Annotated in this window: 23 protein-coding genes and 1 riboswitch; of the genes, 22 read left to right on the top strand and 1 reads right to left on the bottom strand. The window is 73.5% G+C overall.

Annotation, left to right across the window (positions count from 1 at the left end):
• From trmD to RVR_RS26905, 13 genes are all read left to right on the top strand, one after another.
• On the top strand, positions 1–822 hold the full coding sequence (gene trmD / locus RVR_RS26845) for a tRNA (guanosine(37)-N1)-methyltransferase TrmD (RefSeq protein ID WP_202236465.1): 822 nt from the start codon (positions 1–3) through the stop codon (positions 820–822).
• 146 nt (positions 823–968) lie between these two features.
• Complete coding sequence (gene rplS, locus RVR_RS26850; protein ID WP_202236466.1) at positions 969–1,319, top strand: 50S ribosomal protein L19; 351 nt, start codon at positions 969–971, stop codon at positions 1,317–1,319.
• A 45-nt stretch (positions 1,320–1,364) separates the two neighbouring features.
• Positions 1,365–2,072, top strand: a complete 708-nt coding sequence (gene lepB, locus RVR_RS26855) for a signal peptidase I (protein WP_202236467.1) — start codon at positions 1,365–1,367, stop codon at positions 2,070–2,072.
• The gene (lepB, locus tag RVR_RS26860; RefSeq protein ID WP_202236468.1) at positions 2,065–3,225 is read left to right on the top strand and encodes a signal peptidase I; all 1,161 of its coding nucleotides are present in this window, start codon (positions 2,065–2,067) and stop codon (positions 3,223–3,225) included. Before lepB (RVR_RS26855) ends, lepB (RVR_RS26860) begins: the two co-directional genes overlap by 8 nt.
• Before the next feature lie 142 nt (positions 3,226–3,367).
• Complete coding sequence (gene lepB / locus RVR_RS26865; RefSeq protein ID WP_202239224.1) at positions 3,368–4,309, top strand: signal peptidase I; 942 nt, start codon at positions 3,368–3,370, stop codon at positions 4,307–4,309.
• Between the two features lie 34 nt (positions 4,310–4,343).
• Entirely contained in the window at positions 4,344–5,084 is a 741-nt protein-coding gene (lepB, locus tag RVR_RS26870; RefSeq protein WP_202236469.1) for a signal peptidase I, read from the top strand.
• Positions 5,085–5,194: 110 nt separating this feature from the next.
• Positions 5,195–5,521 carry a DUF2469 domain-containing protein gene (locus RVR_RS26875; RefSeq protein WP_018562949.1) on the top strand — a complete coding sequence of 109 codons (327 nt, stop codon included), beginning with the start codon at positions 5,195–5,197 and terminating at the stop codon, positions 5,519–5,521.
• A 96-nt stretch (positions 5,522–5,617) separates the two neighbouring features.
• Entirely contained in the window at positions 5,618–5,980 is a 363-nt protein-coding gene (locus RVR_RS26880; protein ID WP_202236470.1) for a YraN family protein, read from the top strand.
• Positions 5,980–7,698 carry a YifB family Mg chelatase-like AAA ATPase gene (locus tag RVR_RS26885; protein WP_202236471.1) on the top strand — a complete coding sequence of 573 codons (1,719 nt, stop codon included), beginning with the start codon at positions 5,980–5,982 and terminating at the stop codon, positions 7,696–7,698. The genes RVR_RS26880 and RVR_RS26885 overlap by 1 nt, the downstream gene beginning before the upstream one ends.
• 41 nt (positions 7,699–7,739) lie before the next feature.
• Positions 7,740–9,005 carry a DNA-processing protein DprA gene (dprA, locus tag RVR_RS26890; RefSeq protein ID WP_430393183.1) on the top strand — a complete coding sequence of 422 codons (1,266 nt, stop codon included), beginning with the start codon at positions 7,740–7,742 and terminating at the stop codon, positions 9,003–9,005.
• A gap of 279 nt (positions 9,006–9,284) precedes the next feature.
• Positions 9,285–10,121, top strand: coding sequence for an RNA polymerase sigma factor WhiG (whiG, locus tag RVR_RS26895; protein WP_202236472.1), 837 nt, complete (start codon positions 9,285–9,287; stop codon positions 10,119–10,121).
• A gap of 65 nt (positions 10,122–10,186) precedes the next feature.
• Positions 10,187–10,744 carry a TetR/AcrR family transcriptional regulator gene (locus tag RVR_RS26900; protein ID WP_202239239.1) on the top strand — a complete coding sequence of 186 codons (558 nt, stop codon included), beginning with the start codon at positions 10,187–10,189 and terminating at the stop codon, positions 10,742–10,744.
• 29 nt (positions 10,745–10,773) lie between these two features.
• On the top strand, positions 10,774–11,658 hold the full coding sequence (locus RVR_RS26905) for a TIGR03620 family F420-dependent LLM class oxidoreductase (RefSeq protein WP_202236473.1): 885 nt from the start codon (positions 10,774–10,776) through the stop codon (positions 11,656–11,658).
• A gap of 201 nt (positions 11,659–11,859) precedes the next feature.
• On the opposite strand, the gene RVR_RS26910 is transcribed toward RVR_RS26905, so the two are convergent.
• On the bottom strand, positions 11,860–12,621 hold the full coding sequence (locus tag RVR_RS26910) for a peptidoglycan DD-metalloendopeptidase family protein (RefSeq protein ID WP_202236474.1): 762 nt from the start codon (positions 12,619–12,621) through the stop codon (positions 11,860–11,862).
• Positions 12,622–12,897: 276 nt separating this feature from the next.
• On the opposite strand from RVR_RS26910, the gene rpsB reads away from it, so the two are divergent.
• The 9 genes from rpsB (at position 12,898) to RVR_RS26955 (ending at position 22,829) form a co-directional block, all read left to right on the top strand.
• The gene (rpsB, locus tag RVR_RS26915) at positions 12,898–13,824 is read left to right on the top strand and encodes a 30S ribosomal protein S2 (protein ID WP_202236475.1); all 927 of its coding nucleotides are present in this window, start codon (positions 12,898–12,900) and stop codon (positions 13,822–13,824) included.
• Positions 13,825–13,939: 115 nt separating this feature from the next.
• Positions 13,940–14,776: a translation elongation factor Ts gene (tsf, locus tag RVR_RS26920; RefSeq protein WP_202236476.1), complete on the top strand. Its 837-nt coding sequence runs from the start codon at positions 13,940–13,942 to the stop codon at positions 14,774–14,776.
• A gap of 244 nt (positions 14,777–15,020) precedes the next feature.
• Entirely contained in the window at positions 15,021–15,830 is an 810-nt protein-coding gene (gene pyrH / locus RVR_RS26925; protein ID WP_202236477.1) for a UMP kinase, read from the top strand.
• Positions 15,831–15,939: 109 nt separating this feature from the next.
• A complete protein-coding gene (gene frr / locus RVR_RS26930) occupies positions 15,940–16,497 on the top strand; it encodes a ribosome recycling factor (protein ID WP_202239241.1) in 558 nt (185 codons plus the stop codon).
• A gap of 164 nt (positions 16,498–16,661) precedes the next feature.
• Positions 16,662–17,588 carry a phosphatidate cytidylyltransferase gene (locus tag RVR_RS26935; RefSeq protein WP_430393184.1) on the top strand — a complete coding sequence of 309 codons (927 nt, stop codon included), beginning with the start codon at positions 16,662–16,664 and terminating at the stop codon, positions 17,586–17,588.
• A 126-nt stretch (positions 17,589–17,714) separates the two neighbouring features.
• Complete coding sequence (rlmN, locus tag RVR_RS26940) at positions 17,715–18,833, top strand: dual-specificity RNA methyltransferase RlmN (protein WP_202236479.1); 1,119 nt, start codon at positions 17,715–17,717, stop codon at positions 18,831–18,833.
• Positions 18,834–18,874: 41 nt separating this feature from the next.
• Positions 18,875–19,016: riboswitch (TPP riboswitch) on the top strand.
• Between the two features lie 20 nt (positions 19,017–19,036).
• Positions 19,037–20,107 (top strand): thiamine ABC transporter substrate-binding protein, encoded by a 1,071-nt coding sequence (locus RVR_RS26945; RefSeq protein ID WP_202239243.1) that lies wholly within the window; start codon positions 19,037–19,039, stop codon positions 20,105–20,107.
• The gene (locus RVR_RS26950) at positions 20,086–21,771 is read left to right on the top strand and encodes an ABC transporter permease (RefSeq protein WP_430393185.1); all 1,686 of its coding nucleotides are present in this window, start codon (positions 20,086–20,088) and stop codon (positions 21,769–21,771) included. Before RVR_RS26945 ends, RVR_RS26950 begins: the two co-directional genes overlap by 22 nt.
• Positions 21,768–22,829: an ABC transporter ATP-binding protein gene (locus tag RVR_RS26955; RefSeq protein ID WP_202236480.1), complete on the top strand. Its 1,062-nt coding sequence runs from the start codon at positions 21,768–21,770 to the stop codon at positions 22,827–22,829. Before RVR_RS26950 ends, RVR_RS26955 begins: the two co-directional genes overlap by 4 nt.
• Positions 22,830–23,125 lie beyond the last annotated feature (296 nt).

Below are 23,125 nucleotides of genomic sequence, written 5' to 3' on the forward strand. Positions count from 1 at the left end.
ATGCGGATCGACGTCGTCACGATCTTCCCCGAGTACCTCGAACCGCTGAACGTCTCCCTGGTCGGCAAGGCGCGCGCGGCCGGCCGCCTCGACGTCCGCGTGCACGACCTGCGCGGCTGGGCGCACGACCGCCACAACACCGTGGACGACACCCCCTACGGGGGCGGCCCCGGCATGGTGATGATGACCGGCCCCTGGGGCGAGGCCCTCGACCAGACCCTCGCCGACGGCTACGAGCAGGGCGCCCACGACCCGGTCCTGGTCGTGCCCACCCCCAGCGGCCGCCCCTTCACCCAGGAGACCGCGGTCGAACTGTCCCGGTGCCCCTGGCTGGTCTTCACCCCCGCGCGCTACGAGGGCATCGACAGCCGCGTCACCGCCGAGTACGCCACCAGGATGCCGGTCCACGAGGTCTCCATCGGCGACTATGTCCTGGCCGGCGGCGAGGCCGCGGTCCTGGTCGTCACCGAGGCCGTCGCCCGGCTGCTGCCCGGCGTGCTCGGCAACGCGCAGTCGCACGCGGACGACTCCTTCGCCCCCGGCGCCATGGCCGACCTGCTGGAGGGCCCGGTCTACACCAAGCCGCCGACCTGGCGCGGCCGCGGCATCCCCGACGTGCTGCTCAGCGGCCACCACGGGAAGGTCGCCCGCTGGCGCCGCGACGAGGCGCTGCGCCGTACCGTCGCCCACCGGCCCGACCTGGTCGAGCGGGCCGACCCCGCGGCCTTCGACAGGAAGGACCGCGAGATGCTCAGCATCCTGGGCTGGCAGCCCGGCCCCGACGGCCGATTTGGGCGCAACCCCGACGCCGTGGAAGAATGACCCGCTGTCGCCTGCCCGGCTCGCGCCCCTGCCACAGGGGGACAGCCGCCGCCCGGTGCCGGGCGACCACACCGTAGGACACCGAACATCCAAGACGAGCATGCCGTCGATGACCTGTGGCATCGGCGAGGAAGCGACGAACGACCATGACCAACCTCATCGAGAGCGTCAACAGCGCGAGCCTGCGCACCGACGTGCCGGCCTTCCGCCCCGGCGACACCGTCAACGTCCACGTGCGCGTCATCGAGGGCAACCGCTCCCGTGTGCAGCAGTTCAAGGGCGTCGTCATCCGCCGCCAGGGCGCGGGCGTCAGCGAGACCTTCACGGTCCGCAAGGTCAGCTTCTCCGTCGGCGTCGAGCGCACCTTCCCGGTGCACACGCCGATCGTCGAGAAGATCGAGGTCGTCACCCGCGGCGACGTGCGCCGCGCCAAGCTGTACTACCTCCGTGAGCTGCGCGGCAAGGCCGCGAAGATCAAGGAGAAGCGCGACAACTGAGCGTTTGACCTTCCCTTGGGGCGGGCCGGATAAGCTTCCGCCCCGATGGACAGCGAAGCAGTGACACCGGAGCGCGACCGTTCCCCCACCGCCGACGAGGCGGACCCGGAGGAGCGGTCGCGTTCCGTCGTGAGGGAGCGGCTCGCCCTGTGGTGGGAGGACTGGAACCGCACCCTGCTGCTCGCGCTCGCCTGCTGCGCCGCGCTGCTGCTGGTCAGCCACTTCGTGGTGGAGCCCTTCGAGGTGCCCAGCTCGTCCATGGAGAACACGTTGCGGGTCGGCGACCGGGTGCTCGTCGACAAGCTGGCGTACCGGTTCGGCGGCACGCCGGCGCGGGGGGACGTGATCGTGTTCGACGGGAAGGACTCCTTCTCCACCACCGGCGGCACCGACTACGTCAAGCGCGTGATCGGTGTCGGCGGGGACCGCGTCATCTGCTGCGACGCCCGGGGCCGGATCACCGTCAACGGCCGCGCCCTCGACGAGGACGGCTACCTCAAACCGGGGAACGCGCCGTCCCGCGACCCGTTCGACATCGTGGTGCCCCCGGGCCGGCTGTGGGTGATGGGCGACCACCGCGACGACTCCGCCGACTCCCGCGACCACCTCGGCGACCCCGGCGGCGGCACCGTGCCCGTGGGCAAGGTCATCGGCCGCGCCGAGTGGATCGCCTGGCCGCCCGGCCACTGGACCCGGCTGCGCCGCCCCGCCACCTTCTCCCAGGTGCCCGCGCCGGCCGGTGCGCATGGGTAACCGGGGCCGCCCGCGCGGGACGGACGCCCCGCCCGCGGCGCCGGTCAGCGGCAGCCGGGTGGAGCGGCGGAAGCTCGCCCGCAAGGTCAGGCGCAAGCGGCGCCGCGCGACGGCCCGCGAGGTGCCGCTGCTGATCCTGGTGGCGCTGGTCATCGCGCTGGTGCTGAAGACCTTCCTGGTCCAGGCGTTCGTGATCCCGTCCGGGTCGATGGAGCAGACCATCCGGATCGGCGACCGGGTGCTCGTCGACAAGCTCACCCCGTGGTTCGGCGCCGAGCCGCACCGCGGCGACGTGGTGGTCTTCAAGGACCCCGGCGGCTGGCTCCAGGGCGAGCCCGCGCCGAAGCCCGACCCCGTGGTGATCAAGCAGGTCAAGCAGGCGCTCGCCTTCATCGGGCTGCTGCCCGCCTCCGGTGAGCAGGACCTGATCAAGCGGGTGATCGGGGTCGGCGGCGACACGGTGCAGTGCTGCGACGCCCAGGGCCGGCTGACGGTCAACGGCAAGCCGCTGGACGAGCCGTACCTGTACCCCGGCAACCCGCCGTCGACCATCAAGTTCACCGTCCACGTCCCCCTCGGCCGGCTGTGGGTGATGGGCGACCACCGCTCGGACTCGGCGGACTCGCGTTACCACATGGACGAGGTGGTCGACGGCAAGCGCACCGAGGGCACCATCTCGGAGAAGCAGGTCGTCGGCCGCGCCTTCGTGATCGGCTGGCCGATCGGGCACTGGCGGCGGCTGCAGGAGCCGCCGACCTTCGGTTCGGTGCCGCGGGCGGACGCGGCGCTCCCGGCCCGCACAGCGGGCGCGACTATGGTGGATGGGACCGACAGCTCGGCCAACAATGCTCAAAGGACCGACCCGCTCCCGACTCCTGCGGAACTCCCGCTCGTTATGGGAATGGTGGGCCTGCGCCGAACCCGGCGCAGGCGACGTAATCGAATGAGGAGTGGATGTGGGGGACCTGGTGGTCGGCGCGCGGTCCGGTTCCGGCGAGCCCGAGAAGGGGGATGGCCGCCCGGTGCCCCCTGCGGACGGCACGGAGGCCGATGGCGTGGTCCCCGAGGGCTCGACGGGCAACGGCACGTACGGCACCCCGCCCGCCGGCAGGGTCCCCGGACCCGCTGGGGGCGGCCACGCCGGCGGCCATGACCCCGGCCGGGACCCCGGGCCCCAGGACGGGTACCGGCCCGGCGGCCCGGAAGGAAACGGTTACCCGTCCGGCTACGACCAGGGCGCGGACCAGGGCCGGGAGTACGACCCGGGTGCGGGGTACGGACCCGGGTACGTCCCCGTGGCCGGCAGCGGTCCGGGGGACGTGGACGGCGTCGGCGGCGCGCAGCGCTACGACGCCGGCGGCCCCGGCGATCCCGGCGGCACGGGCAGCGGCGGCCCGTCCGGCGGCGAGCCGGCACACGCCGCCGAGCGCGCGCCGCGCTCCTTCTGGAAGGAACTGCCGCTGCTGGTCGGCATCGCCCTGGTGCTGGCCCTGCTGATCAAGACCTTCCTGGTGCAGGCGTTCTCCATCCCGTCCGACTCCATGAACAACACCCTGCTCAAGGGCGACCGGGTGCTGGTCGACAAGCTGACCCCGTGGTTCGGCTCCTCGCCGACCCGCGGCGAGGTCGTCGTCTTCCACGACCCGGGCGGCTGGCTGCCGGAGAACCCGCCGCCGAGCAGCAACCCGGTGGTGCGCGGCCTGCAGAAGACCCTCAGCTTCGTCGGCCTGATGCCGTCGGCCGAGGAGAAGGACCTGATCAAGCGGGTGATCGGGGTCGGCGGCGACACCGTGAGCTGCAAGGGCACCGGCCCGGTGATGGTCAACGGCAAGCCGCTGAACGAGCCGTACGTCTACCCGGGCAACACCCCGTGCAGCCCGGACAAGCCGTTCACCGTCCACGTCCCCAAGGGCCACATCTGGGTGATGGGCGACCACCGCCAGGACTCGCTGGACTCGCGGTACCACATGGACGAGGTGATCGACGGCAAGCACACCGACGGCACCGTCTCGAACAAGCAGGTCGTCGGCCGCGCGATCGTGGTCGCCTGGCCGATCAACCGCTGGGACTGGCTGGGCATCCCCGGCACCTTCTCGCAGCCGGGCATCAATGCGGCCGGCACCGCGGGGCCGGCGGCCGTCGGCCTGGCGGGGGCGGTCCCGCTGGTGATGCTGCGGCGGCGCAGGCTGCTGCGCAGGCACGAGGCGGCGGGCGCGTCCGAGGGCGCGGAGAGCTGACCCGGGCGCGTACCGACGGGTAGGGTGCGGCTGCATGAGCGCGACACGTACGAGCGGCGGTCAGGCGATATCCACGGGCCGCGGCGGGACCGGGCACCGGCTGTCCGGGATCGCCGTGGCCCTGGGCTGCGTCCTCTTCCTGGGCGGCTTTGCGTGGGCCGCGATCGTCTACCGGCCCTACACGGTGCCCACCGACTCGATGGAGCCCACGGTCCGCCCCGGCGACAAGGTGCTGGCCGAGCGCGTCTCGGGCGACCAGGTGCACCGCGGCGACATCGTCGTCTTCAAGGACAAGCTCTGGGGGGACCTGCCGGAGGTCAAGCGGGTCGTCGGGGTCGGCGGCGACACGGTCTCCTGCTGCGACGCGCAGGGCCGCCTCATGGTCGACGGCAAGCCCGTCCAGGAGACGTACCTGGCCGCGCCGGGGCAGGCGTCGGCGTCGAAGTTCGACACGAAGGTCCCGAAGGGCGAACTGTTCCTGGTCGGGGACAACCGGGCGGTCTCGCAGGACTCCCGGCTGCGGCTGGACGACGCCCAGCGCGGCGCGGTGCCGGCCGGCGACGTGAAGGCACGGGTGGAGGCCACCGCATGGCCGCTGGGCCGGGCCGGTGCGGTGGCGCGCACTTCCGCCTTCGACGGCCTGTCCGGCGGCGGAGCGTCGTCCTACGGCCCGCTGCGCTGGCTGCTGGCCTCGATCGTGGCCGGGGTGGTGCTGATCCTGGGCGGGGCCGCGTACCCGCCGCTGGCCGGCCTCTTCCGGCGGCGATCGGGCTGACGACCCGTCGTGTCCGCCTCGGCGCTCGCGGTGCGATACGGCGGTGTGCGGCTCCGGCGGTCTCCGGGTAGCGCACAATGGGGTCACGTACGGCTGAAGGGGAACATGCCATGAGCGCCGAGGACCTCGAAAAATACGAGACCGAGATGGAGCTGAAGCTCTACCGGGAGTACCGCGACGTCGTCGGCCTGTTCAAGTACGTGATCGAGACCGAGCGGCGTTTCTACCTCACCAACGACTACGAGATGCAGGTGCACTCGGTCCAGGGCGAGGTGTTCTTCGAAGTGTCGATGGCCGACGCGTGGGTCTGGGACATGTACCGGCCGGCCCGCTTCGTCAAGCAGGTGAGGGTGCTCACGTTCAAGGACGTGAACATCGAGGAGCTGAACAAGGCCGATCTGGACCTGCCGTCGGACGACTCCGGGTTCAACGGCTGAGGGTGTTCGTCGGCTGAGAGGTTATCCACAGGGCGACGCCCAAGATCATCTTCGGTGGGCCGCCTTCTGTCACAGTGAGTGACGGAGGTGGTACTGATGAACGCACGAGGTGCGCTGGGGCGGTACGGCGAGGGCGTGGCCGCCAGGACCCTGCAGGACGCCGGGCTGGCCATCCTGGAGCGGAACTGGCGGTGGGGCCGCCGGGGCGAGATCGACATCGTCGCGGCCGACGGCGACGCGGTGGTGGTGTGCGAGGTGAAGACCCGCCGGGAGGGCGGCCACCAGCACCCCATGGCGGCGGTCACGCCTGCCAAGGCGGCGAAGCTGCGGTCGCTCGCCGAGCGGTGGGCCGCCGAGCACGGCGGAGCGCCACCGGGCGGTGTCCGGATCGACCTCGTCGGCGTGCTGCTGCCCGCCCGCGGCGCGCCCCGCGTCGAGCACGTGCGGGGGGTGGCGTGATGGGGTTCGCGCGCACCTGCTCGGTCGCCCTGGTCGGCGTGGAAGGCGTGGTGGTCGAGGTCCAGGCCGACCTGGAGCCGGGTGTCGCCGCCTTCGCGCTGGTCGGGCTGCCGGACAAGAGCCTGGTGGAGAGCCGCGACCGGGTCCGCGCGGCGATCGTCAACAGCGGGGAGACCTGGCCGCAGAAGAAGCTGACGGTGGGACTGAGCCCCGCGTCGGTGCCCAAGGGCGGCTCCGGCTTCGACCTGGCGGTGGCCTGTGCGGTGCTGGCCGCGGGCGGCCGCATCGCACCGAGCGCCATCGCGGACCTGATGATGATCGGCGAGCTGGGGCTCGACGGGCGGGTCCGCCCGGTGCGCGGCGTGCTGCCGGCCGTGCTCGCCGCGGCCGACGCGGGATACCGGCAGGTGGTGGTGCCCGAGCGCACCACATCGGAGGCGGCGCTCGTGCCCGGTGTGTCGGTGCTGGGCGTGCGCAGCCTGCGTCAGTTGGTCGCGGTGCTCAACGACGAGGTGGTGCCCGAGGAGCCGGAGGAGGACACCGCGGCCGGCCGGGAGCGGCCCGACCCGATGCTGGCGGGGCTGGCGGTGCCCGGCGCGGGCGGCGGGCTGCGCGGCGGAAGGGCCGGCGCGTTCGCGGGGACCGGGTTCGGCGGCGCGGGGTTCGGCGGCTCCGGCTTCGCCGGGGGCGAGGGCGCCGGCGAAGCGGGCGGCGGCCCGCACTGCCCCGACCTGGCCGACGTCGCCGGCCAGCGGGCGGCCCGGCTCGCTCTGGAGGTCGCCGCGGCCGGGGGCCACCACCTGTACCTGCACGGTCCGCCGGGCGCGGGCAAGACGATGCTCGCCGAGCGGCTCCCGGGCATCCTGCCGCCGCTCACCCGCCAGGAGTCGCTGGAGGTCACCGCGGTCCACTCGGTCGCCGGCATCCTCCCGACCGGCCGCCCCCTGGTCGACACCCCGCCCTACTGCGCGCCGCACCATTCGGCGACCATGCCCGCGCTGGTCGGCGGCGGCAGCGGACTGCCGCGGCCGGGCGCGGTCTCGCTCGCCCACCGTGGAGTCCTCTTCCTCGACGAGGCACCGGAGTTCAGCTCCCAGTCGCTTGAGGCACTGCGCCAGCCGCTGGAGTCCGGCCACGTCATCGTGGCCCGGGCCGCCGGGGTGATACGGCTCCCGGCCCGCTTCATGCTGGTGCTGGCCGCGAACCCGTGCCCGTGCGGGCGGTACTCCGTGCTCGGCGGCGGCTGCGACTGCTCGCCGAGCGCGGTGCGGCGCTACCAGGCCCGGCTGTCCGGCCCGCTGCTGGACCGGGTGGACCTGCGGGTGGACGTCGAGCCGGTCGGTCGGGCCGAGCTGATGGGGCAGGCCGGTGAGGGTCCGACGGGGGAGCCGTCGGCCATGGTGGCCGCCCGGGTCGTCGCCGCCCGGGCCAGGGCCGCCGCCCGCTACCAGGACACCCCCTGGAAGCTGAACAGCGAGGTGCCGGGCCACGAACTGCGCACCCGCTGGCAGGTCGCGCCGGGTGCGCTCCGCGCGGTGGAGCGGGACATGGAGCGCGGCCTGCTCACCGCGCGCGGCCTGGACCGGGTGCTGCGCGTGGCCTGGACCCTCGCCGACCTCGCGGGCGCCGACCGGCCGAGTCCCGAACACGTTCTGCTGGCACTCCAGTTGCGCACCGGGGTGAACAGGGGGGTGCCGGTTGTGGCGGGAGCACGGTGAGGGCGGGGGAGGAGGGCGCCGGGGCGGGAGCAGGCCGGGCAGTGGGTGCGGTGCGCGGGCCGGCGGCCGGCGGGGGCTGGGAAGGGGGCAGGGACGAGGCCGAGGAGGAGCTGCGGGCGGCCTACGCCGAGGGCGGGCTGACGGGCGTCGTGGGGCCGGGCGCGGTGGTCGGGTGGCAGGAGCGGCTCGCCCGGGTCGCGCTGACCCGGGTGGCCGACCCCGGGGACGAGGTGATGGGCCGAGCGGTGCGGGAGTTGGGTCCGCGGGCAGCGCTGCGTGCCGCACTGGGCGGGCGGCGGCTGCCGGGGGCGGGCGGACGGCGGACGGAGAGCTACGGCATCAGGGCCGCCCGGGCCGACCCGGTGGCGGACCTTGCCGCGGCGCACCGGGCCGGCGGCCGGTTCCTCTGCCCGGGCGACGGCGACTGGCCCGGCCAGCTCGACGACCTGGGGGAGGGGCGGCCGTACGGGCTGTGGGTGCGCGGGGCGCCCTCGCTGCGGCTGTGGGCCCTGCGGTCGGTCGCGGTGGTGGGTGCCCGGGCCTGCACGGACTACGGCCGGCACATGGCGGTGCGGCTGGGCGCGGGCCTCGCGGGCGCAGGCTGGACGGTGGTGTCCGGAGCGGCGTACGGCGTGGACGGCGCCGTGCACCGGGCCGTGCTGGAGGCGGGCGGCGCCACGGTCGGCGTGGTGGCCAGCGGCATCGACGTGGCCTACCCGCGGGGGAACGCCGGACTGATCGGCGCGATCGCCGAGCGGGGGCTGCTGGTCGGGGAACTGCCGCCGGGAGACCATCCGACCCGGTCGAGGTTCGTGCTGCGCAACCGCGTCATCGCTGCACTGACCAGGGGCACGGTCGTGGTCGAGGCCCGGTACCGCAGCGGTTCCCTGATCACCGCGCGCCGGGCGGCCGAGCTGGGCCGGATCACCATGGGGGTGCCCGGGCCCTGTACCAGCTCCATGTCGGAAGGGGTGCACGAACTGCTGCGCGGCGGCGCGGCGATGGTCACCGACGCGGCCGAAGTGGTCGAGTTGGTCGGGGAGATCGGCGCCGACCTCGCACCGGTGCGGCGCGGGCCGGTGCTGCCCCGGGACCTGCTGCGGCCGGACGCGGCACGGGTGTTGGAGGCGCTGCCGGGCCGCGGCGACGCGGCGGAGCAGGACATCGCCGACGCGCTCGGCAGGTCCACCGCCGACACGCTCGGACGGCTGCACGAGTTGCGGGCGCTCGGGTTCGTCGAACGGGAGTGCGGGCGCTGGCGGTTGGTCCGTACCGCGCGCGACGGACCGGGAGGTGGGCCAGGTTGACGCGACCGACACCCCATCAGGTGACAGGGAACCTCGCTGACCTGCGGTGTTCGCAGGGCGGACGGTGAGGCGGCGGGAGGCGGCGCATGATTGCCCTCACGCCCCCACCTGGTCCGGTGCGCCCCCGCGCGCGCCGCCCGGACCGCCCGCACCCGTAGAGGAACGTATCTGCGCATGTCCCACACGGATGCCGTAGCAATCCGCGACACTATGGTCACGCTACGCTCGCGGAGGTTTGATCTCCCGCCCACGCCACGGCAGAACGGCTCACGACAACGTATGCCCCAGCACACCCCCGGGTCCGAACCGGCGGCGGTGGCCACCGCCCGGGCCATCCCCCGGCCCGCCGCACCCACCTCGCTCGACGCGCTGTGGCGGACCTACAAGTCCACGGGGGACGCGCGGCTGCGGGAGCAGCTCATCCTGCACTACTCGCCGCTGGTCAAGTACGTGGCCGGCCGGGTCAGCGTCGGACTGCCCGCGAACGTGGAGCAGGCCGACTTCGTCTCCTCCGGCGTGTTCGGCCTGATCGACGCGATCGAGAAGTTCGACCCGGACCGCGCCATCAAGTTCGAGACCTACGCCATCACCCGCATCCGCGGCGCCATGATCGACGAGCTGCGCGCGCTGGACTGGATCCCCCGATCGGTCCGGCAGAAGGCCCGCGCGGTCGAGCGGGCCTACGCCACGCTGGAGGCGAAGCTGCACCGCACCCCCAGCGAGCCCGAGGTCGCCGCCGAGATGGGCGTGGGCCTGGAGGAGCTGCACGGCGTGTTCAGCGCGCTCTCACTCGCCAACGTGGTCGCCCTGGAGGAGCTGCTGCACGTCGGCGCCGAGAGCGGCGACCGGCTCAGCCTGGTCGACACCCTGGAGGACACCGGCGCGGACAACCCGTCCGACGTCGCCGAGGACCGCGAGCTGCGCAGGCTGCTCGCCCGCGCCGTCAACACCCTGCCCGAGCGGGAGAAGACCGTGGTCACCCTGTACTACTACGAGGGGCTCACACTCGCCGAGATCGGCCAGGTACTGGGCGTCACCGAGAGCCGCGTCAGCCAGATCCACACCAAGTCCGTGCTCCAACTCCGGGCGAAGCTGGCGGACATGGGGGCACGCTGAGCAGGACTGTCTACAGTGGGGTAATGCCGAGAATTCGAGCGGCCTCGGTGGCCGAGCACCGGACGATGCAGCGCCGCGCCCTGCTGGACGCCGCCCGCACCCTGCTGACCGAGGGCGGCACCGACGCCCTCACCTTCCCCGCGCTCGCCGAGCGGACCGGGCTGGCCCGTTCCTCGGTCTACGAGTACTTCCGCTCGCGGGCGGCCGTCGTGGAGGAGCTGTGCGCGGTCGACTTCCCGGTCTGGGCCGCGGAGGTCGAAGCCGCGATGCAGGCCGCCGAGAGCCCCGCGGACAAGATCGAGGCGTACGTCCGCAGCCAGCTCACCCTGGTCGGCGACCGCCGGCACCGCGCGGTGGTGGCGATCTCCGCGGGCGAGCTGGACGCCGGCGCCCGGGAGAAGATCCGCGCCGCGCACGGCGGCCTGGTCGCCATGGTGGTGGCCGCGCTGTCCTGTCTCGGGCACCCCGAGCCCCGGCTCACCGCCATGCTGCTGCAGGGCGTGGTCGACGCGGCGGTCCGCCGGATCGAGCTGGGCGCCGCGGAACTGCCCGCGGAGATCGTCGAGGCGGCCGTCGCCATGGCCCTGCACGGCGTCACCCGGTCGGCGGACGGCTCGGAATAGCCCGTCCGCACCGTCCTGTTGGTGATGTCATGACGACAGAAGCCTCAGGAGCAGCACACCAGCAGATCGGCCGGGTCGGGGTGTGGGACCACCGGCTGGCGCAGGAGGACGCCGAGTTCCAGGACGAGAACCGGGAGGCCGCCGCCGAACTCGACGCCCTCGGGTACGGCGCGATCTGGCTCGGCGGCTCGCCCCGGGTGGCCCGCGCGGTGCCGCTGCTGGCCGCGACCCGGCGCATCACCGTGGCGACCGGCATCCTCAGCGTCTGGAACCAGCCCGCGGCCGAGGTCGCCCAGGACGTCGCCGACCTGGAGCCCGGCGCCGCCGAGCGCTTCCTGCTCGGCCTCGGGGTCAGCCACGCCCCGATCACCGAGGGGTACACCCGTCCGTACGCGAAGATGGTCGACTTCCTCGACGGCCTGGACTCCGCGCCCGTCCCGGTGCCGCCCGCCCGGCGGGTGCTGGCCGCCCTCGGTCCGCGGATGCTCGGGCTGTCCGCGGACCGCTCGGCCGGCGCGCACCCGTACCTGGTCACGGTCGAGCACGTCGCGCAGGCCCGCGCGGCCCTCGGCCCGGGCAGGCTGCTCGCGCCGGAGCTGGGCGTCGTCCTCGACCCCGACCTCGCCCGCGGCCGCGCGACGGCCCGCGCCGCCCTGTCCGGGTACCTCCGGCTCCCGAACTACGTCGACAACTGGCGCCGGCTCGGCTTCACCGAGGAGGACTTCGCGGACGGCGGCAGCGACGCGCTGCTGGAGGCCCTCTTCGCGATCGGCGACACGGCGGACGTGCGGACGCGGGTCGCCGCCTACCACGAGGCCGGCGCCGACCACGTGGCCATCCAGGCGCTGCGCTCCGACGGCGCCCTTCCGCGGGAGGAATGGCGCCGCCTCGCCAGGGCGCTGCCGTTGAACTGACCGGTTCCGGGCGGGCCGCCTCCGAAGGGGCCCGCCCGTTTACCGGTGGTGCCCGCTCACCGGCGGTGCCCGCCTGCCGTTGGGGGCGCCCGCCCCCACCCGCGGGGCCCGCCCACCGCTGGTCGGCTCTTGCGCGGGCGGCTCTCCCGTCAGTCGGCCCAGCCGTCGGTCCGCCGTCGACCGGCCCACCCGTCCGTCCGCTCACCCCGCCGTCACCGTCCCGCCCTCCGGGAAGGGCACCCCCTCCACCGGCAGCAGCCGGGACGGTCCGGCCCGGCGCAGCGCCGGCGGCAGCAGGGTGAGCGGGTCGAGGTACACCTCGCCGCGCAGCAGCCCCCAGTGCACGCAAGCCGCCGGGCAGTGCGGGGGTGCCCCCGCGGCCATCTCGCCGATCCGTTCCCCGGCGGCCACTCGCGTGCCCACCGCCACCGCGGGCCGCACCGGTTCGAAGGTGGTGCGCAGACCGCCGGGCAGCGCCACGACCACCACCGGCACCCCCGCGACCGGCCCGGCGAAGGCCACCTCGCCCGCGGCCGCGGCCCGCACCGCCGTCCCCGGCCGGGCCGGCAGATCGACCCCGCGGTGCCCGGCCGCCCATGGTGTCGCGGGCGGCTCGAACGCGCGCAGCACCAGCGGCCGTCCCCGCGCCCCCGGCCCCGTCACCGGCCAGCACCGCGCCGCGTCCCCGGGCGGTCCGGTACAGCCCGCCCGCACCGCCGGGCCGCCCCCGCCCGGCACACCCCCACCCGCCATGCCTCCCGGGGCACCGCCGCCCCGGTCCCCGAGCCGGTCCACCGCAGGGCTCGCGAGCAGGTCCACCGCCCGGTCCGCTCCCCGGACCCGCACCGCCGGGCCGCCCCCACCTCCCCGCGCGCGCCCGCCCTCGGTGCCCGCCGCCGCGCTCCCGCCCGCCGCCAGCACCGCCACCGCCACCACCGTCAACCACGCCGCCGTGTACGCCATGTCCCCCACGATGACGCACCGCACCCACCCCGCGATGATCTTGGTCCCGGTCCTGTGGACAACTCGGGTGTCGCCCGCGGCTCCGGCGGTCCCGTACACTTTCTCTGGCGACCCGGGTCACCGGGTCGACTTCGCACGCCCCGCCACCAACCCCGGACCTTGATGGTCACGGGCGGTGGCCGCGCCCCTCGGTCCCCTGTGGCACGGCGCGTCGGGACGTCAGGCGCGGCCACCGTCCGGCGGCCGCGGTAACCGAGTACCTCAAGGAGTACGGCCATGGCCGTCGTCACGATGCGGGAGCTGCTGGAGAGCGGCGTCCACTTCGGGCACCAGACCCGCCGCTGGAACCCGAAGATGAAGCGCTTCATCTTCACCGAGCGCAACGGCATCTACATCATCGACCTGCTCCAGTCGCTGTCGTACATCGACCGCGCCTACGAGTTCGTCAAGGAGACCGTCGCGCACGGCGGCTCCATCATGTTCGTCGGCACCAAGAAGCAGGCGCAGGAGGCCATCGCCGAGCAGGCGTCCCGCGTCGGCATGCCCTACGTCAACCAGCGCTGGCTGGGCGGCATGCTCACCAACTTCTCGACCGTCTACAAGCGCCTGCAGCGCCTGAAGGAGCTCGAGGAGATCGACTTCGCGGACGTGGCCGCCTCCGGCCTCACCAAGAAGGAACTGCTGGTCCTCTCCCGCGAGAAGGACAAGCTGGAGAAGACCCTCGGCGGTATCCGCGAGATGCAGAAGGTGCCCAGCGCCGTCTGGATCGTGGACACCAAGAAGGAGCACATCGCGGTCGGTGAGGCGCGCAAGCTCCGCATCCCGGTCGTCGCGATCCTCGACACCAACTGCGACCCCGACGAGGTCGACTACAAGATCCCGGGCAACGACGACGCGATCCGCTCCGTCACGCTGCTCACCCGCGTGATCGCCGACGCCGTCGCCGAGGGCCTCATCGCCCGCTCCGGCGCCGCCACCGGCGACAAGAAGGCCGAGGGCGTCGCCGAGCCGCTCGCCGAGTGGGAGCGCGACCTGCTCGAGGGCGAGAAGAAGGCCGACGCCGAGCCGGCCGACGCGGCCCCGGCCGAGGCGCCCGCCGCCGACGCCGCCCCCGCCGAGGAGGCCCCGGCCGACGCTGCTGCGGCCGAGGCCGCCGAGGAGAAGCCCGCGACCACCGAGGGCGACGCCGCCACCGGCGCCTGACCGCCCCGCGGACGCGAGCGTCCGGGAACAGCACCACGCGTGACGACGGCGGGGGCCCAGCGCCCCCGCCGTTCACCCGTAGATACACCGACCATCCGGGAAGAGACTCACACCCATGGCGAACTTCACCGCCGCCGACGTCAAGAAGCTCCGCGAGCTCACCGCCGCGGGCATGATGGACTGCAAGAACGCCCTCACCGAGGCCGAAGGCGACCTGGACAAGGCCGTCGAGATCCTCCGCGTCAAGGGCCAGAAGGGCGTCACCAAGCGCGAGGGCCGCTCGGCCTCCAACGGTGCCGTCGTCTCCCTCATCGCCGCCGACAACTCCGAGGGCGTCCTCGTCGAGCTGAAGTGCGAGACCGACTTCGTCGCCAAGGGTGACAAGTTCGTCGCCGTCGCCGACGCGATCGCCGCCCACGTCACGGCCACCAAGCCGGCCGACCTCGCGGCGCTGCTCGGCTCCGAGATCAAGGACGGCCAGACCGTCCAGGCGTTCGTCGACGAGGCCAACGCCACCCTCGGCGAGAAGATCGTGCTGGACCGCTTCGCGCAGTTCACCGACGGCTACGTCGCCTCCTACCTGCACCGCACCAGCCCGGACCTGCCCCCGCAGGTCGGCGTGCTGGTCGAGCTGGACAAGGCCGACGCGCAGACCGCCAAGGACGTCGCGCAGCACATCGCCGCCTTCGCCCCGAAGTTCCTCAGCCGCGACGAGATCGACGAGGAGACCGTGGCGAACGAGCGCCGGGTCGCCGAGGCCACCGCGCGCGAGGAGGGCAAGCCCGAGGCCGCCCTGCCGCGTATCGTCGAAGGACGGGTCAACGGCTTCTTCAAGGAGAACGTCGTCCTGGAGCAGGCGTTCGCCAAGGACGCCAAGAAGACCGTGCAGAAGGTGCTCGACGAGGCCGGTGTCACGCTGAAGCACTTCGCGCGCTTCCGCGTCGGCGTCTGACGTCCGCTCCATCGGCGCCCGCCGGTCCGGCCGCAGACACGGGTTCGGCCGCCGCGGGCTGCCATCCACGTCCGCACGGTCGCCCCGCGGCCGCGCGGTGCAAGACGGACGGTCCCGCTGGGGCCGTACGCGGCCGGTCGCCCGCCGGCCGGCCGCAGAGGTGACGAGGAGGCCATTGCCGTAACGGGAACCGACAAGGACCCACGGCAATGGCCTCCTCGGTACGTGCACGAGGAGATCTCCCATGGATGATGGTGCCGAAGGCGCCGGCAAGGCCCGCGACCACACCCACGACCACGGCGGACGCCGCCCCGAAGGCCGCGACGGGACCACTCCGCGCCGCTACCTGCTCAAGCTCTCCGGCGAGGCGTTCGCCGGAGGTGGCGGTCTGGGCGTCGACCCCGACGTCGTGCACGCCATCGCCCGGGAGATCGCCGCGGTGGTCCGCGACGGCTACGAGATCGCGGTCGTGCTCGGCGGCGGCAACTTCTTCCGCGGCGCCGAACTCCAGCAGCGCGGCATGGACCGGGCCCGCTCCGACTACATGGGCATGCTCGGCACCGTGATGAACTGCCTCGCCCTCCAGGACTTCCTGGAGAAGGAGGGCATCGAGACCCGGGTGCAGACCGCCATCACCATGGGCCAGGTCGCCGAGCCGTACATCCCGCTGCGGGCCGTCCGGCACCTGGAGAAGGGCCGCGTGGTCATCTTCGGCGCGGGCATGGGCATGCCCTACTTCTCCACCGACACCACCGCCGCCCAGCGCGCACTGGAGATCGACGCGGTCGCGATGCTGATGGGCAAGAACGGGGTGGACGGGGTCTACGACTCCGACCCCAAGCACAATCCGAACGCCGTCCGCTTCGACGCCCTGGAGTACGGCGAGCTGATCGCCCGCGACCTGCGGGTCGCCGACCTCACCGCGATCACCCTCTGCCAGGACAACAAACTGCCCATCCTGGTCTTCGAACTGCTCGCCGAGGGCAACATCGCCCGCGCCGTCAAGGGTGAGAAGATCGGCACGCTGGTCAACGACCAGGGCACCAGGGCGTGACCGGCGCCGCCGGTATGGACAACAGGCTGCCCGGTCCGAGACCGTGCAGGAAGACGTGCGCAGGGGCCCCGACCCGACGGCTCTGCCTTCTGAATACCAGGAGCACATGGTGATTGAAGAGACCCTCCTCGAGGCCGAGGAGAAGATGGAGAAGGCCGTCGTCGTCGCCAAGGACGACTTCGCGGCGATCCGCACCGGCCGTGCGCACCCGGCGATGTTCAACAAGATCGTCGCCGAGTACTACGGCGCGATCACCCCGATCAACCAACTCGCCTCCTTCGCGGTGCCCGAGCCGCGGATGGCGGTGATCACCCCCTTCGACAGCAGCAGCCTGCGCAACATCGAGGAGGCGATCCGCAACTCCGACCTCGGCGTGAACCCCAGCAACGACGGCCGGATCATCCGCGTGGTGTTCCCGCAGCTCACCGAGGAGCGCCGGCGCGAGTACATCAAGGTCGCCAAGACCAAGGGCGAGGACGCGAAGATCTCCATCCGCAGCGTCCGCCGCAAGGCCAAGGAGACCCTGGACAAGCTCGTCAAGGACGGCGAGACCGGCGAGGACGAGGTGCGCCGCGCGGAGAAGGAGCTGGACGACACCACGTCGAAGTACGTGGCGCAGATCGACGAGCTGCTCAAGCACAAGGAGGCGGAGCTGCTGGAGGTCTGACCTCCGCGCCCTGCCCGGACCGCACGCTCCCCCCGGCCGACCACCAACCTGACGACGACGCGAGGCGACGCTCCGTGAACGATTCTTCCTGGGGCGCTTCGCCACGCGCCGGTCACGCGGCGGGTTCCGCCACGGAACCCGGGGTCAGGAGGAAGATCTCCACCATGCCGCCGCCACCGCCCTCGCCGCCCCAGGACCCGACGCCACCCGGTCCGGGCCCCGGTGGCGGCTTTGGAGCCCACGGCTCCGAGCCGCCGGCCGCGCCGCCGGCGAAGAAGTCCGCCGGCCGCGACCTGCGGGCGGCGATAGGGGTCGGAGTCGGCCTGGGCGCGGTGGTGGTCGCGGCGCTGTTCGTGGTGAAGGCGGTCTTCGTCGGCATCGTCGTGGTGGCGGTGGTCGTCGGGCTGTGGGAGCTGACCTCCCGGCTCGCCGAGCGCAAGCAGATCCAGGCGCCGCTGGTCCCGCTGGCCCTCGGCGGCACCGCGATGGTGATCGCGGGATACGTCCGCGGCGCCGACGGGGCGTGGATCGCGATGGCGCTGACCGTGCTCGCGGTGCTGGTCTGGCGGATGGCCAAGCCGCCGGAGGACTACCTGCGTGACGTCACCGCGGCCGTCTTCGCCGCCTTCTACGTCCCGTTCCTCGCCACGTTCGTCGTCATGATGCTGGCCGCCGACGACGGCCCGCGGCGGGTCCTGGTCTTCCTCCTGCTCACCGTGATCAGCGACACCGGCGCCTATGCGGTCGGCTGGCGCTTCGGCAGCCACAAGCTCGCGCCGCGGATCAGCCCCGGCAAGACCCGGGAGGGCCTGGCCGGCGCGATCAGCTTCGCGATGGTCGCCGGCGCCCTGCTCATGCAGTACTTCGTGGACGGCGGCCGCTGGTGGCAGGGCCTGCTGCTGGGGCTCGCCGCGGCCGTCAGCGCCACCCTCGGCGACCTCGGCGAGTCCATGATCAAGCGCGACCTCGGCATCAAGGACATGGGCACGCTGCTGCCGGGCCACGGCGGCATCATGGACCGCCTCGACTCCCTGCTCCCCACGGCGCCGGTCGTCTGGCTGCTCCTGGTGGCGTTCGTCGGCCAGGGCTGACCCCCGGCCCCGCCTCCCACGCCGCCCGGCCCCCACCTCCCACGCCACCTGGCCCGCACCCTTGTCCACAGCCCCCCACTTCCCCGACGAGGGCACCGCGCGGAGTCTGCGACACTGGTAGGCATCATGCCTGTACCCGGAGAACTGACGTTTGCCGTGCCACGCGGGGCCAAGAAGCCGCCGCGGCACCTTGCCGACCTCTCGCCCGCGGAGCGGAGGGAGGCCGTGGCGGCGCTGGGGGAGAAGCCGTTCCGGGCCAAGCAGTTGTCGCAGCACTACTTCGCCCGCTACACCGACGACCCGGCGACGTGGACCGACATCCCGGCCGGCGCGCGCGGCCGCCTCGCCGGCGACCTGCTGCCCGAGCTGATGACCGTGGTCCGACACGCGTCCTGCGACGACGGCGACACCCGCAAGACGCTCTGGCGGCTCTTCGACGGGACCCTGGTCGAGTCGGTGCTGATGCGCTACCCGGACCGGGTGACGATGTGCATCTCCTCGCAGGCCGGCTGCGGCATGAACTGCCCGTTCTGCGCCACCGGCCAGGCCGGCCTGGACCGCAACCTGTCGACTGCGGAGATCGTGCACCAGATCGTCGCCGGGATGCGGGCGCTGCGCGACGGCGACGTGCCCGGCGGCGGGCCGGGCGCCCCCGACCGGCTGTCGAACATCGTCTTCATGGGCATGGGCGAGCCGCTGGCGAACTACCGCCGGGTGGTCGACGCGATCCGCCGCCTCACCGACCCGGCGCCCGACGGGCTCGGGCTGTCCCAGCGGGGCATCACCGTCTCCACGGTCGGCCTGGTCCCCGCGATGCACCGGTTCGCCGACGAGGGCTTCAAGTGCCGGCTCGCGGTGTCCCTGCACGCCCCCGACGACGAGCTGCGCGACACCCTCGTGCCGGTCAACACCCGCTGGAAGGTCCGCGAGGTGCTGGACGCCGCCTGGCGCTACGCCGACGTCTCCGGCCGCCGCGTCTCCGTCGAGTACGCCCTGATCCGCGACGTCAACGACCAGGCGTGGCGCGCCGACCGGCTCGGCCGGCTGCTGAAGAACCACCGGGTGCACGTCAACCTGATCCCGCTCAACCCCACCCCCGGCTCGAAGTGGACCGCCTCCCGTCCGGAGGACGAGCGGGCGTTCGTGGCCGCGCTGGAGTCCCACGGCGTGCCGGTGACCGTCCGCGACACCCGTGGCCAGGAGATCGACGGGGCCTGCGGTCAGCTCGCCGCTTCCGCACGCTGATACGGTGCGCTGGTGCGTTCATCGCACCAGCGGGACAAATGAACATCCGACAGGGGAGCGCCTGAGACGGCGCTGAGAGTGCGGCTGGGACGACGCGACGGCAGGACCGTCGCCGGGCCCAGGCCGCAGACCCTCCCACCTGATCCGGGTCATACCGGCGTAGGGAGTCAACGACAGTGAACAGCACCATCCGTCGGCGTGCCATGGGCGCGCTCGTCCTCGCCACCGCGGGCGCCACGCTCCTGGCCGGCTGCGGCGGTTCGGGCTCCGGGTCCGGGAGCGCGTCCGGCACCCCGTCGAAGACCGTCACCCTGGTCAGCCACGACTCGTTCGCCGCCTCCAAGTCGGTGATGGCGCAGTTCACCAAGGAGACCGGCTACACCGTCAAGGTGCTGCGCGGCGGGGACGCGGGCGCGGCGGTCAACCAGGCGATCCTCACCAAGGACCACCCGCGCGGCGACGTGTTCTTCGGCGTGGACAACACCCTGCTCTCCCGCGCCCTCGACAACGGCCTGTTCGACCCGTACACGGCCAAGGGCCTGGACCAGGTGCCCTCCGACGTCCAGCTCGACGCCGCGCAGCACCGCGTCACGCCGATCGACTCCGGCGACGTGTGCGTCAACTACGACCGCGCCTACTTCACCTCGCACCACCTCGCGCCGCCGCAGACCTTCGCCGACCTGGTCAAGCCGCAGTACAAGAACCTGCTGGTCACCGAGAACGTGTCCACCTCCTCACCGGGCCTGGCCTTCCTGCTGGGCACGGCCGCCACCTACGGCGACGACGGATGGCAGGCGTACTGGAAGAAGCTGAAGGCCAACGGCGTCCAGGTCGTCGACAGCTGGGAGCAGGCGTACGACAGCACCTTCTCCGGGTCGGCCGCGGGGAGGAAGGCCAAGGGCGACAAGCCGCTGGTGGTCTCCTACGCCTCCAGCCCGCCCGCCGAGGTGGTCGGCGTCACCCCGCAGCCCGCGCAGTCACCCGTCGGCGTGGCCACCGGCACCTGCTTCCGCCAGATCGAGTTCGCCGGGGTGCTGCACGGCGCGAAGAACCCCGCCGGCGCGAAGGCGTTCATCGACTTCATGCTCAGCCGGACCTTCCAGCAGGACATGCCGCTCCAGATGTACGTCGACCCGGTGGTCAAGGGCGCCGTCGAGCCGGAGCTGTTCACCAAGTACGGCGCGAAGGTCCCGCACCCGACCACGATCGCGCCCGACAAGATCGCCGCGAAGCGGGACGACTGGGTGAAGTCGTGGAACTCGATCGTCCTGTAGAGCCGCGCGCGTCCGGTCGCGGGAGGCGGCCCCGCCCCCTCGCGGCCGGACTCGCCCTGGCCGCGCTGCCGCTGGCGTTCTTCGCCGCCTTCTTCGCCTACCCGGTGGCGTCCATCGTCAGCCGCGGCCTGCACCAGGGCGGCCGCTGGCAGTTCGGCCGGATCGGCGACGTGCTCGGCGACGGCTCGGTGCGCCACGTGCTGTGGTTCACCTGCTGGCAGGCCGCCGCGTCCACCGCCCTGACGCTCGCGGTCGCGCTGCCGGGGGCGTACGCCTTCGCACGGCTGGACTTCCCCGGCAAGCGGCTGCTGCGGGCCGTGGTGACCGTGCCGTTCGTGCTGCCGACCGTGGTCGCCGGCTCGGCGTTCCTCGCGCTGCTCGGGCAGGGAGGCTTCACCGACAGCCTCTTCGGGGTGCGCCTGGACACCTCCGTGTGGGCGATCCTGATCGCGCACGTGTTCTTCAACTACGCCGTGGTGGTCCGTACCGTCGGCGGCCTGTGGGCGCAGCTCGACCCGCGCCAGGAGGAGGCCGCCCGCATGCTCGGCGCGGGCCGCCTCGCCGCCTGGCGCCGCGTCACCCTCCCCGCCCTCGCCCCGGCCGTCGCGTCGGGCGCGGTGATGGTGTTCCTGTTCACCTTCACCTCCTTCGGCGTGATCCAGATCCTCGGCGGCCCGACCCGCGCCACCCTTGAGGTCGAGATCTACCGGCAGACCGCCGAGATCTTCGACCTGCCCACCGCCGCGGTGCTCACCCTGCTCCAACTCGTCGCGGTCGTCGCGATCCTGGCCGTGCACGCGTCGGCCACCCGCCGCCGCGAGTCGGCGCTGCGGCTGGTCGACCCGGCCGGCACCGCGCACCGCCCGCGCGGCGCGGGGGAGCGCACGCTGCTCGCCGCCGTCCTCGCCTCGATCGCGGTGCTGATCCTGCTGCCCCTCGGCGTGCTGGCCGCCCGCTCGTTCGACGGTCCGAACGGCTACGGCCTCACCTTCTACCGCGCGCTCGGCACCACCAGCGCCGACGGCACCTTCCTCGTCTCGCCGCTGCACACGGTCTGGAACTCGGTGCGGTACGCGGCCGCGGCGACCGTGATCGCCCTGGTGGTCGGCGGGCTGGCGGCGGCCGCGCTGACCCGCCGCGCCGGCCGGCTGACCCGCGGCTTCGACGGGCTGCTGATGCTGCCGCTGGGCACCTCCGCGGTCACCGTCGGGTTCGGCTTCCTCATCGCCCTGGACAAGCCGCCGCTGGACCTGCGCGACTCCTGGCTGCTGGTGCCCCTGGCCCAGGCGCTGGTCGGCGCGCCCTTCGTGGTGCGGGTGATGCTGCCGGTGCTGCGGGCGGTCGACGAGCGCCTGCGGGAGGCCGCCGCGATGCTGGGCGCGTCCCCGGCACGGGTCTGGCGCGAGGTCGAACTCCCCCTGGTACGGCGGGCGCTGGGCATCGCGGCCGGTTTCGCCTTCGCCGTCTCGCTCGGCGAGTTCGGCGCCACGGTCTTCATCGCCCGCCCCGACAGCCCCACCCTGCCGGTCGCCGTCGCCCGCCTGCTCGGCCGGGCCGGCGAGATGAACTACGGCCAGGCGATGGCGCTGAGCACCATCCTCATGGTCGTCTGCGCGGCCAGCCTGCTGATCCTTGAGTACCCGCTGTCAAAGAGGTCGCGATGACCGACGCCCTGGCCGGAGGGGCCGCCATGACCGAAGCCCTGCTGCGCGTGGACGCGGCCACCGTACGGTTCGGGGCGCGCACCGCGCTGGACGCGGTGAGCCTGGACACCGCCGCACACCAGATCGTCTGCGTGCTCGGGCCCTCCGGCAGCGGCAAGTCCACGCTGCTGCGCGCGGTCGCCGGGCTCCAGGCACTGGACGGCGGCCGGGTGCTGCTGGACGGCGCCGACCAGGCGGGCGTGCCCGCGCACCGCCGCGGGATCGGGCTGATGTTCCAGGACCACCAGTTGTTCCCGCAGCGCGACGTGGGCGGGAACGTGGCGTTCGGGCCGCGGATGCACGGGATGCCGCGCGCCGCCCGCGACCGGCGGACCGCCGAACTGCTCGACCTGGTCGGTCTGCCCGGAGCCGCGGCCCGCCCCGTCGCCACGCTCTCCGGCGGCGAGCAGCAGCGGGTCGCCCTCGCCCGCGCGCTCGCGCCCGAGCCGCGGCTGCTGATGCTCGACGAGCCGCTGGGCCAGCTCGACCGCTCGCTGCGCGAGCGGCTCGTGGTCGAACTGCGGCGCCTCTTCGGGCAGTTGGGCACCACGGTGCTCGCCGTCACCCACGACCAGGGCGAGGCGTTCGCGCTCGCCGACCGGGTGGTGGTGATGCGGGACGGGCGGATCGTGCGCAGCGGCACCCCGCTGGAGGTGTGGCAGCGGCCCGGCTCGGAGTTCGTGGCCCGCTTCCTGGGGTTCGACAACATCACGGACGCCGCCGTCAGCGGCGGGGTCGCCGTCACCGCGTGGGGCAAGCTGCCCGTCCCCGACGGTACGCCCGACGGCGGGCACCGCGTCCTCGTGCGCCCCTCCGGGGTGCGGCTCGGCCCCCTGGACGGCGGCGGACCGCGCTGCGAGGTGGTCGCGCGGACCTTCCGGGGCGGCCATGTGGGCGTGGTGCTCCGGCCCGAGCAGGGGCCGGCGCTCGAAGCGGAGTGCGCGCTGCGCGAGGCGCCGGAGATCGGTGAGCGCGTGGGAGCTTCGTTCGCCCCCGAGGACGTGGTCGTCCTCGCGTAGGGCCCGTCCGGCGGATCCCGCCGGTCCCGCGACGCCCGGCGCCGCACCTCCCCGCGTTGTCGAACCCTCCGCGTACGAGACCCGGTACGAGGACGGTTCTCCGCCGTGCGACGCACGGCACCGGACGCCGCGAGCCCGACCGGCACGATCCGCCGGACGGGCCCCAGCCGCTCCACGGCGCCCCGCCGGCCGTCCCCGGGAACACCTCGGGGTGCCGTCGCTCCCGGCGAAACGGCGGCAGCGGGTCAGGGGCGCGGGGAACCGCGGGGTCGGCCACGGCCGGGCGTGCGGTCCGG

This window comes from Streptomyces sp. SN-593 (genome assembly GCF_016756395.1).
Classification (GTDB): Bacteria; Actinomycetota; Actinomycetes; order Streptomycetales; family Streptomycetaceae; genus Actinacidiphila; species Actinacidiphila reveromycinica.

Bases quoted from the DNA above. Each gene is read 5' to 3' on its own strand.
- RVR_RS26885 (WP_202236471.1), top strand. From the start codon at position 5,980: ATGGGGTTCGCGCGCACCTGCTCGGTCGCCCTGGTCGGCGTGGAAGGC.
- RVR_RS26955 (WP_202236480.1), top strand. From the start codon at position 21,768: ATGACCGACGCCCTGGCCGGAGGGGCCGCCATGACCGAAGCCCTGCTG.
- lepB (WP_202236468.1), top strand. From the start codon at position 2,065: ATGGGTAACCGGGGCCGCCCGCGCGGGACGGACGCCCCGCCCGCGGCG.
- tsf (WP_202236476.1), top strand. From the start codon at position 13,940: ATGGCGAACTTCACCGCCGCCGACGTCAAGAAGCTCCGCGAGCTCACC.
- RVR_RS26935 (WP_430393184.1), top strand. From the start codon at position 16,662: ATGCCGCCGCCACCGCCCTCGCCGCCCCAGGACCCGACGCCACCCGGT.
- rpsB (WP_202236475.1), top strand. From the start codon at position 12,898: ATGGCCGTCGTCACGATGCGGGAGCTGCTGGAGAGCGGCGTCCACTTC.
- RVR_RS26900 (WP_202239239.1), top strand. From the start codon at position 10,187: ATGCAGCGCCGCGCCCTGCTGGACGCCGCCCGCACCCTGCTGACCGAG.
- RVR_RS26880 (WP_202236470.1), top strand. From the start codon at position 5,618: ATGAACGCACGAGGTGCGCTGGGGCGGTACGGCGAGGGCGTGGCCGCC.
- rplS (WP_202236466.1), top strand. From the start codon at position 969: ATGACCAACCTCATCGAGAGCGTCAACAGCGCGAGCCTGCGCACCGAC.
- lepB (WP_202236467.1), top strand. From the start codon at position 1,365: ATGGACAGCGAAGCAGTGACACCGGAGCGCGACCGTTCCCCCACCGCC.
- RVR_RS26945 (WP_202239243.1), top strand. From the start codon at position 19,037: ATGGGCGCGCTCGTCCTCGCCACCGCGGGCGCCACGCTCCTGGCCGGC.
- RVR_RS26905 (WP_202236473.1), top strand. From the start codon at position 10,774: ATGACGACAGAAGCCTCAGGAGCAGCACACCAGCAGATCGGCCGGGTC.
- rlmN (WP_202236479.1), top strand. From the start codon at position 17,715: ATGCCTGTACCCGGAGAACTGACGTTTGCCGTGCCACGCGGGGCCAAG.
- trmD (WP_202236465.1), top strand. From the start codon at position 1: ATGCGGATCGACGTCGTCACGATCTTCCCCGAGTACCTCGAACCGCTG.
- RVR_RS26910 (WP_202236474.1), bottom strand. From the start codon at position 12,621: ATGGCGTACACGGCGGCGTGGTTGACGGTGGTGGCGGTGGCGGTGCTG.
- lepB (WP_202236469.1), top strand. From the start codon at position 4,344: ATGAGCGCGACACGTACGAGCGGCGGTCAGGCGATATCCACGGGCCGC.
- RVR_RS26875 (WP_018562949.1), top strand. From the start codon at position 5,195: ATGAGCGCCGAGGACCTCGAAAAATACGAGACCGAGATGGAGCTGAAG.
- whiG (WP_202236472.1), top strand. From the start codon at position 9,285: ATGCCCCAGCACACCCCCGGGTCCGAACCGGCGGCGGTGGCCACCGCC.
- pyrH (WP_202236477.1), top strand. From the start codon at position 15,021: ATGGATGATGGTGCCGAAGGCGCCGGCAAGGCCCGCGACCACACCCAC.